The 9,072-nt window shown below is 49.8% G+C and carries 11 protein-coding genes; 3 read left to right on the forward strand and 8 right to left on the reverse strand.

All coding sequences use genetic code 11. The features are described from left to right. Positions 1–156: 156 nt before the first annotated feature. Positions 157–816 (forward strand): RluA family pseudouridine synthase, encoded by a 660-nt coding sequence (locus Q0231_RS14675; protein ID WP_299348590.1) that lies wholly within the window; start codon positions 157–159, stop codon positions 814–816. On the opposite strand, the gene Q0231_RS14680 is transcribed toward Q0231_RS14675, so the two are convergent. The 4 genes from Q0231_RS14680 to Q0231_RS14695 all read right to left on the reverse strand — a co-directional run bounded on the left by Q0231_RS14680 (position 813) and on the right by Q0231_RS14695 (position 3,860). Beyond that, entirely contained in the window at positions 813–2,096 is a 1,284-nt protein-coding gene (locus Q0231_RS14680; RefSeq protein ID WP_299348593.1) for an MFS transporter, read from the reverse strand. The genes Q0231_RS14675 and Q0231_RS14680 overlap by 4 nt on opposite strands. A 49-nt stretch (positions 2,097–2,145) precedes the next feature. After that, on the reverse strand, positions 2,146–2,661 hold the full coding sequence (locus tag Q0231_RS14685; RefSeq protein WP_269394692.1) for an adenylate kinase: 516 nt from the start codon (positions 2,659–2,661) through the stop codon (positions 2,146–2,148). Between the two features lie 48 nt (positions 2,662–2,709). Beyond that, on the reverse strand, positions 2,710–3,621 hold the full coding sequence (locus Q0231_RS14690; protein WP_299348597.1) for a polysaccharide deacetylase family protein: 912 nt from the start codon (positions 3,619–3,621) through the stop codon (positions 2,710–2,712). 71 nt (positions 3,622–3,692) lie between these two features. After that, on the reverse strand, positions 3,693–3,860 hold the full coding sequence (locus Q0231_RS14695; RefSeq protein ID WP_269394690.1) for a hypothetical protein: 168 nt from the start codon (positions 3,858–3,860) through the stop codon (positions 3,693–3,695). Between the two features lie 258 nt (positions 3,861–4,118). Between Q0231_RS14695 and Q0231_RS14700 the strand changes: the two genes are divergently transcribed. Beyond that, positions 4,119–5,276: an aminotransferase class I/II-fold pyridoxal phosphate-dependent enzyme gene (locus Q0231_RS14700; protein WP_299348601.1), complete on the forward strand. Its 1,158-nt coding sequence runs from the start codon at positions 4,119–4,121 to the stop codon at positions 5,274–5,276. Here the strand turns inward: Q0231_RS14700 and Q0231_RS14705 are convergent. Further along, positions 5,273–6,079, reverse strand: coding sequence for a helix-turn-helix domain-containing protein (locus tag Q0231_RS14705; RefSeq protein ID WP_299348604.1), 807 nt, complete (start codon positions 6,077–6,079; stop codon positions 5,273–5,275). The two genes, Q0231_RS14700 and Q0231_RS14705, sit on opposite strands and share 4 nt — an antisense overlap. A 77-nt stretch (positions 6,080–6,156) precedes the next feature. Here Q0231_RS14705 and Q0231_RS14710 point away from each other — a divergent pair, with 77 nt between their 5' ends. Continuing rightward, positions 6,157–6,549 (forward strand): DUF3224 domain-containing protein, encoded by a 393-nt coding sequence (locus tag Q0231_RS14710; RefSeq protein WP_299348607.1) that lies wholly within the window; start codon positions 6,157–6,159, stop codon positions 6,547–6,549. Here the strand turns inward: Q0231_RS14710 and Q0231_RS14715 are convergent. The 3 genes from Q0231_RS14715 to Q0231_RS14725 all read right to left on the reverse strand — a co-directional run. After that, positions 6,546–7,487, reverse strand: coding sequence for a DMT family transporter (locus Q0231_RS14715; RefSeq protein ID WP_299348610.1), 942 nt, complete (start codon positions 7,485–7,487; stop codon positions 6,546–6,548). The genes Q0231_RS14710 and Q0231_RS14715 overlap by 4 nt on opposite strands. Positions 7,488–7,538: 51 nt before the next feature. Then, positions 7,539–8,072: a response regulator gene (locus Q0231_RS14720; protein WP_299348612.1), complete on the reverse strand. Its 534-nt coding sequence runs from the start codon at positions 8,070–8,072 to the stop codon at positions 7,539–7,541. 127 nt (positions 8,073–8,199) lie between these two features. Then, positions 8,200–9,072: ATP-binding cassette domain-containing protein (locus tag Q0231_RS14725; RefSeq protein ID WP_299348615.1), on the reverse strand; the 873-nt coding region annotated here is incomplete at its 5' end.

The raw sequence follows: 9,072 nt of genomic DNA on the forward strand, positions 1-9,072 counted from the left end.
TGGCGCTATTGAAAACGGTTTGCCGCTTCACCACCAAGAAATGTTGGCACAACATCCCTACATGCCAGACCCACACGAAGTGCGCGAAGGCAAACTGGAAGCGGAAATGTTGCTCAACAAGTCTGGATTTGGACACCTGATCGAAAAAACGGGCGCATGATTGGCGATTTCGTCTATGCACCACCAACAGATCCCTTTCTCGACGTCATCCACCAAGACGATGAAATTCTGGTCCTCAACAAACCTTCTGGCTTACTGACGGTCCCCGGAAAAGCCGCAGAACATGCAGATTGTTTGGAGGCACGCGCCCAAAGCAAGTTCCCGACATCCCGCATTGTCCACCGTCTGGACATGGACACATCTGGCGTCGTGATTATGGCCATGAACCCAGAAGCACACCGCCATTTGGGGTTGCAATTCGAACGCCGCCACACGGCAAAATCCTATGTCGCAGACGTATTTGGCAAGGTAGAAGGCGACGACGGCACGGTTGACCTGCCCCTACGGTGTGACTGGCCAAATAGACCCAAACAAATGGTCGATCACGAACAGGGCCGCAACGCGCAAACCAATTGGTCCGTTTTAGAACGAAATGAAAATTGGACAAGAATGGAATTAACGCCAATCACCGGACGCTCCCACCAGTTGCGTGTGCACATGCTGGCCCTCGGCCACCCCATTTTGGGTGATCGCTTTTACGCTTCGGGCGAAGCGCTTGATGCTGCGGACCGTTTACGATTGCACGCCCTATCGCTCACCGTTCATCATCCAAGAGGCGGGGAGCGCGTGACATTTGAGGCAGAATTGCCGTTCTAGGCTTTCGCATTCGCCCGAGCGGCATCAATCTTTCGATGGGTTAATCGATAGAACAAGACCACCAATCCACCCAACATCAAAGCCCCAGCCAACAGATGTGGAATACGCAATGCCCACTCGCGCCCAATACTTAACTGGGCAACGCTGACCAAGACGCCGCCAACAAAAGTGCCTACGGGCATCATGCCCCAGCCGAAAAACCGATAAACGCTATTCACACGCCCCATCAGCCTGTCCGGAATTATGGTCTGGCGCAGCGTGACGGTGATCACATTCCACACGATGCCTGCAGCTGAGCCAAGGAAAAGGGTGAACCAAGCAATGATTGGATGGCTAGTGAGGCCAAATATGATCGACTCTGTTGCAAACAACAACAAAGACACGCGCAACAAAGTTGCCGATCTAAAGTTTTTAGCAAGGTGGGGCGCAGCGAACCCACCAATAACGCCGCCAAATGCAGCCCCGGTGAGCAGCAGGCCAAACCCAGCTGCGTCCAAGCCAAGGATTTCTTGCGCAAACAAAACTTGTGTTGCCAACGACATCATGTAAGCGCCATTGGTCAAACCAAGCAAGAGTGCCAGGTCGCGCAATAGTGTATGCCCGAACAGCCATCCCAATCCCTCTTTCAGATCGACAACCCAATGAACCGGCACATAATCATCCGCCTTTGTGGTGCGGTATTGCCCCGCAATCAAAAACACCAACAATGCCGCAAGAAACAAAACACCGGCATTTACAGCAAACGCTAACCCCAACGATAGAGCAATGAGGAAGCCGGCCAGCGGTGGGCCGCATAGTGAGTTCATCACCAACTCAACGGTTGCCAATTTGCTGTTTGCGTTCTCCAATTGCACCGACGGCACAACCGAAGGCAGAATGGTTTGAGCTGCATTGTCGCGCAAAACTTCCGCAATCCCGAGCAATAGTGCGCATGCATAAAGCACGCCCAGTGCGGCGATTGAATGCTCAGCAGCAACCAAATCTGCACCGACCTCATTCACAGACGCTAAAACAACACCGCATACCAACAGGGTTAAGGCAGCACGGGCGATATCTGTCATAAAAATCAAACGTCGACGATCAACCCGATCGATAATGACGCCTGCGGGTAAGGAAAATAGTAGCCATGGCGCACGCCCAAATAGGGGCACCAGTGCAATCAGAAATGGGTCACGGGTCAGCAGTGAGGCAAACCATGGAAACGCGATGAGTGCGATCCCGTCTCCTAAATTCGATGCGGCGCTGGCGAGAAAAAGTTTAAAGAAATTTGAATTGATCATATAGCGCTTACTATTCACAAAACGCTATTGCTGGCAATTGGGCAAACGCTTATGCTGCGGCCTTTTCGCCCAACTGTGTCACAAAACCATCAATCTCCTTGACTGATTTTAGGGTTATGAAATCGCCTTCAAAGGCTTCCATGATTTTAAGCATCTTTGGGCGAGAACGCCGATTGTAGTTCAACACATAACCCAAAAATTCGGGATCAAGTTGCTCTACACACCCCGGTGCAACATCTTCACGCGCCGTGCCAAATGCGGTGATGAAACGCTTGATAACGCGGTAAAAGCAAAACCATGTTGGAAAATCTAAGAAGATGACAGTATCCGCACGCTTGATCCGAGTGGCCAGTGTGTTGGAGTAATTGCCATCCATGACCCAACTCTCTTTCGCAATCAAATCTGCAACGATATTGGTCCACTCTTCGCCCTCCTTCACCACCCATCCGGGGTGAAAAAAGTGCTGATCCATATGAACAACCGGCAAGCCAAGAAGTTTGCCCAAACGTCGGCCCAAAGTTGATTTTCCGGATCCAGAACACCCAACAATTAAGACACGTTTCATTTGCGCTTCCCCAATATCAACAAAGTAAGGACGCGCGGTATACTTGGTTTAATTGTTTTGGGCAAGTAGGGTATTGGAGCGCAACTGCAATCGCTGATCTGGCACCAGGGCAACAACTTTATAGCCACGAGATTTCAGCTCGGCCAAGAAATCTGGCAGCATATCGACAGTACGCTGATGGATATCGTGGAACAATACGATACCTTTACCTTGTTGATCCAGCCGAGCCAGTGTGCGCTGCAAGACCTCAGCGGAGCTCGCTTTGTAATAATCTTTGCTGTCTATTTGCACATCCATGATCACAAGACCCGCATTGTTGACAGCACGGCGCAGCTTTTGATTTTGCGCCAAATAGGGAAACCTAAAGAATGGTGCTGGTGCCTTGTTGATCGGTGACAGAGCAGCAACCAAGGGCTGCCGCCCGCGCTCAATCTCTGCCAATGCCGCAACCAAATTGACTTTGGTGAGGTCGCCATGCGTGTGCGTGTGCAAACCCACCGTGTGACCTCTTTTGGCCACTTCGCGGACCAAGCCAGGGTGTTTTTGCGCCGCCTGCCCCAGCATTAAGAACGTCGCTTTGGCATTATACTGATCCAGGATATCAAGAATTATGTCGGTTTTGCCCGGTCTAGGTCCATCGTCAAACGTTATCACCACTTCGCCAGCGGCCAGCTTCACGTCGGCTTGCGTCTCTATGGTTAGATCGCGGCCAGTTAAACCACGGCGCAAACTAAAGTTCAAACCAGCATCATTGTTTATCGATGCGGTTCTAATCTTTGTATCAATTTCAGGATTGGCGGTTTGAACAGCCAGCGGGCTAGTGACTTTATTTTGTGCGGCATAAGCCAGCTGTTGTGATGTTGGGGTTGCTGACTGATCTAGTCTTTGTGGCGGCTTTGCACAACCCGTTAGCCACGCACACAGACAGACAGACGCCAACACAACCCTTACGCACAACATGTACAAAACCTACAACTATGAAACTATAGGTTTTTTACATCGGTTATGGTTAATTATTTACTTCCAACAACTTAGCAAGCAATATGTTCATCTTTGATTAAGAATTCCACACCTTCAAGTATATTGATAAGTCGTTCATAGTCACGTCGGCTAATCACCAACATCTCTTCCCCGGATGGGGCATAAACAGATTGGGTCTCCACGCGCGAAAGCGCGGTGAGCAAAATTTGGTTCTTCATTTAGATGGCCTCTGTCGCCTAGCAATAACATTTTTTCGCCGATTGTTTTCGGCACGCAATACTTAGCGGTGGTGTTAACCACAGTTTTGCAACCAATACCACCCACAATTTACGTAAGCGTCAGTCTGTTTACTTTAACTAAACAATGTACCGATTGGTACGGCAACTCGTTTTATGGACTTGAAGAATTTAAACAGCGCAAATATCATGTTCACCACTGCCGACTCCGGCAATTTCTTTCCCCATTGCGAGGCATTTATGGCTGAACAGCAAAAGCGCGCCAATCAACACGTCACCACACGGATGGTTCAGGCCAACGGCACGATCGACCCCCAAACTGGCGGGGTTGTGCCACCAATCCAGTCTTCAACCACTTTTGCGCGCAATTCTGACTATTCGCAAATCAGCCCTAATCACCTCTATGCGCGAGACGATGACGATTTGGTGCGCTTGGGCGAAGACATATTGGCCAAAGCAGAAAATGCTGACGCAGGCCTCCTTTTCCCTTCAGGCATGGCAGCGATCGCAGCTGTGATGCGTACAGTGCCAAACAATGGCACCATCATCTTGCAGTCTCAAATCTATTGGGGCACCACCAAATGGGTGCGCGATTTCTGCGCCCGTCGTGAAATCAACCTGCACGAAATCGAATGCAGCGATATGGACGTTTTGGCCAAGACAATTGGCACTGCAAAGCCTGATCTTGTATTTGTGGAAACACCATCAAACCCATGGTTGCGTGTGACAGACATTGCACAAGCTGCAGCGCTTAGCCACGAGGTGGGCGCGAAACTGGTTGTTGATTCAACCGCCGCGAGCCCGGTTTTAAGCAACCCACTTGCTTTTGGCGCAGACATCGTGATGCATTCGGCGACCAAATCGATCAACGGCCATTCAGATGTTCTGGCAGGCTTTTTGGCCACAAGCGACGCACAAAGCGAGATTTGGCAAGCCATCGCTATGGACCGTCATGATGCAGGCGCGGTGTTGGGTAGCTTTGAAGCCTGGCTATTGATCCGGGGCATGCGCACCCTTCCCTTGCGTATGGAACGTATGTGCGAAAACACGATGGCCGTAGCAACCTTCTTGCAAAACCATCCAAAGGTTGAAGCGGTCCTTTACCCTGGCCTTACTTCACACGAGAAACACGAGCTTGCCACAAAGCAAATGCCAAATGGTTATGGCTCACTATTGAGCTTTCAAGTGAAAGGCGACGCCAAAACTGCGCTTGCAGTCTGTGCGAAATTGGAAACGTTTAAACGGGCGACTTCGCTCGGCGGCGTTGAAAGCTTAGTCGAACATCGCCATTCGATTGAAGGGGATGCAACAGGTGTGCCTGAAAACCTAATCCGGCTATCCGTCGGCATCGAGCACATCCAAGACCTCATCGGCGACCTCAATGAGGCCCTTTCCTAAGTCGGAGGCAAACCAATTTCGGTTGGACGACGCCCGGTCAGGCGCTTAAAAGCCTTAGAAAAATGCGCCTGATCAAAATACCCCAGCGCGTGGGACAATTCAGTCAGCGAAATATGGCTTGAATTGTTCAGCGCCTCGATCGCTTCGATCATCCGATAGCGCTCGATCACCCATTTGGGGCCAATGCCCACATATTCTGCAAATAGCCTTTGCAATGCGCGGGGGGACACATGGAAATGCTGGGCAACAACCGCCACTTCAAATATCTCGCGGTTCACCTCGATAAACTCAACCACCTCTTGCGCAAGTTTGGCCTTCGCGTCCTCTTTGATTTCGCAGTTAAGCAGCATAAGTTCAATCGTCGGCGCGAAATCTGCACAATGTTTGGCCGCGCAAAAGCCGCGTAAAAGTTCATGATCATCAACATCAAAATATGAAGAAACTGGCACACAGTGATCGGTCAAATTGCGCATATCATGCGCCGCAAACCGACGAAACTGTCCGGGATGGAACTTAACCCCAAAAACACGTCCCTTACCCTGTAGGTGATAAGTAAAAGCACCGCTCGTTAGGCCAAACACGCCCGACTGATACTGGGGATCTAACACTAAATGTTGACTGGCATGGGGCAGGTTTTCTTGCGCATAGGCGCGGCCCTTGGGCAAATCCCACTCAATGATCCAATAATTGGCAACAACCCGCTCAAGCGCTGCACTTGGTGTCACCAAAGTCAGATCAAAGTGTTGCAAGCTTACGTGTTTTTCAATCAAGCCCTTGGGCTGATTAGGTTTTGCACGACCCATTTTATAGCCGTTCCCTGTCGCATTATTACAAGTCCTTCGCCCCTTGTCTGTGCAAGTTAGAGCAAAAAGGAGAATATATGCGCATTTTAGCAGGTGAATTCACAATCGCCAAATGGGAAGAAAAAAGCTTCCTAGAGGTAAGCGATCCAGCAAAAGCAAATGAAGCCGATATTGTTTACAATGTTAGCGGAGATCTAAAAGGACAATTGTCAGGCAAATATCTGCTGATTTACCAGAACGAGCAAACTGCATCCTATTGTGGCGCTTTACAATTCACCGGCACAATTGGTGCATTGGAAGGTACATTTTTTCTGCAAGAAATTGGCACATTTGCCAACGATATTGCGCGAACAGCTTGGACAATAATTAAAGGTTCAGGGCAAGGAGATTTTGCGAAAATCGTAGGTGCCGGCAGCTATGCTGCAACGGACGGGACGGTGAACTTTTCGCTAGAAGTTGAAGGCATTTAACGCTTCGGGCTTTTTCGCACATGGCGTCTAGCGACCAAAAGGCAAGCACAAACAATCATTGCCGCGCCAACCCACAAAGTTGGGTGCGGCACTTCGGTAAAGAACAAAAAACCATATAGTGCCGCCCAAATCAGCGCTGTATTGTCGACCATGGCAAACATTGATGCGGGCACGTGTTTGAGTGCTGTGACAAAAAGCATAAAACCAACTGCACCAAGCAAACCAAGCGCGGCCACTTGCCAAATCTGATCCCCCACCGGGACAACAAAATTGCCCATCAAAAACGGCAGACAAAACATAGCAATTAGACCGGCCTGAACGAAAGTGATGACCTGTGCACTGGACTGAGAGGTTTGGTTTTTCAGAATAATAATACTGATGGCGTAGGTGATCGGGCTGATGATTGCGGCGGCCCACGCTAAAACGCTCCCGCCTTCACTGATCGGGGTTTGATTGCCACCGAACGTAACAATCATGGCGCCTGCAAACCCCAACAAGGATGCAACGACCAACGTTTTGTTCAATTCTTCCTTCAAAATCACAACGCCAAGCACCGCCACCATAATCGGCGCAGTAAGCGAAATGGCGGTCACCAAACTCAGCGGCAACTCACCAAGTGCATAAAAGAAGGCGAATGCCGTCATCCCGATCATCAACGAACGCAAAACATGGGTCTTCAACCGGCTAGGATGGGGCAATGATGCTCCGGTGACGAGCACCAAAATGCCGAGTAAGACGGCTGCCCCGATCTGCCGAAAGAACAAAATCTCAATGGTCGGCAAACCGCCCGACAAGCTTTTCACCAACGCATCCATCAAGGCCAAAACAGCGACGCCGCCTGTAGCCAGAAAAAGCGCCTGCGCGGCACCCAAGTTGCGCATAGAACCACCAAGTTTGAATGCTGATGTCGCAGAACACGACATGCCAAGATCGTTCAAAGCTATCTCATATCATTGCAGCGAAGCAAGATGCATTGAGAGATCGAAGATTTATTCTTCGGGTGCAGTACCGGCTTTACGTTGTAAAACATCGGCTTTGTTTTCTGTGCGGCGATCATCCCCAGCCATGAATTCTTTAATTGACCGACGCCGGTCAGGCCCAACATAACCCGATGGCACTGAAATGCATGCACGCGGATTATCAATGGTCTTCTCAATGCGTTGCCTTACAGCCTTTTCAGCAACTGGCTTCACCAGCACCTCATCCACCCCGGCCTTGATGGCCCGCATTATGGTTTTGGGCATACCATTGTCCGAAATCAGAATGACTGGCACGAAGCGCGACACAACCGCCTTGTCCATTCGCAACTTGGCGACGAATTCGAGCGGGTTTTGAGTGCTCAAACTGTCATCGAGCACCAAAACATCCACCGACTTGGTCTGCATGTGTGTCATCGCCTCTTTCGGCTTTGTAAAGAGCGTCACCTTGCTAATACCCATTGCGCGCAACGCGCTACGCACACAATCAATGATCAACCGCTGTTCAGCGACAATAACCACCTGTCGAGTATGGTACTTGGACATGCGAACCTCAAAAAATGGGCCAACCTGAATAAAGGATAAGCCCTGACCTTAAATATTTCGAGTAGATTGCCCCTGCACGCGACGTGAACGGAGCGTCTCATTTTCTAAAACTCAGTGAATCAGCATTTTAGCTGTTTTCTATTTCTTCTTTGAGCAGTTCAATTTCAAGCCACTGCTCTTCTTTTTCGTCCAACTTTCCCTGTATTTGAGACAATTGGTCGCTCAACTTTTGAAACTTCTCAGCATTTTGGGCATATAGGTTTGGATCGGCCAACTCAGCCTGCAATTTAACAATTTCAGCTTCAAGTTGTTCTATTTCGCCAGGCAGCGTATCAAGCGCATGCTTGTGTTTAAACGAGAGTTTTTTCACACTCGGCTTTGCAGCTGATGTTGTTTTTGGGGCCTTCGGCTTGACCGTTTTTACCCCACCTTTAGGTTTGGTTACGCCATAACCACGCATCCGCACCATATCCGAATAGCCGCCCGGATATTCGGTCCAAACCCCATCACCGTCTGCAATAATGGTAGAAGTTACAACACGATCCAAGAACTCACGGTCGTGGCTAACCACCAGCACCGTACCGTCATAGTCAGCAATCATTTCTTGCAACAAATCAAGCGTTTCAAGATCAAGATCGTTGGTCGGCTCATCCAAAATCAAAAAGTTTGAAGGCAAAGACATCGAACGCGCAATCATCACCCGCGCACGTTCCCCCCCAGAGAGTTTTCCAACAGCTGTGTTGGCCTGCTCAGGCAGAAACAAAAAATCCTTCATATAACCAACCACATGGCGGGCTTGCCCGTTGATGACTACATTATCGCCACCACCACCTGTCAGCGCATCCTTAAGCGTGGTCATTGGGTCCAATTGCGCGCGTTTTTGGTCCAGCGTTGCAACTTCAAGCTTTGTCCCAAGCTTTACTTTGCCGCTGTCTGGTGCCAGTTCGCCAATGATCATTTTGATCAGCGTGGTTTTGCCAGCGCCGTTTGGTCCAACAAT

This window comes from uncultured Maritalea sp. (assembly GCF_937139385.1).
In the GTDB taxonomy this organism is placed as follows: Bacteria; Pseudomonadota; Alphaproteobacteria; order Rhizobiales; family Devosiaceae; genus Maritalea; species Maritalea porphyrae_A.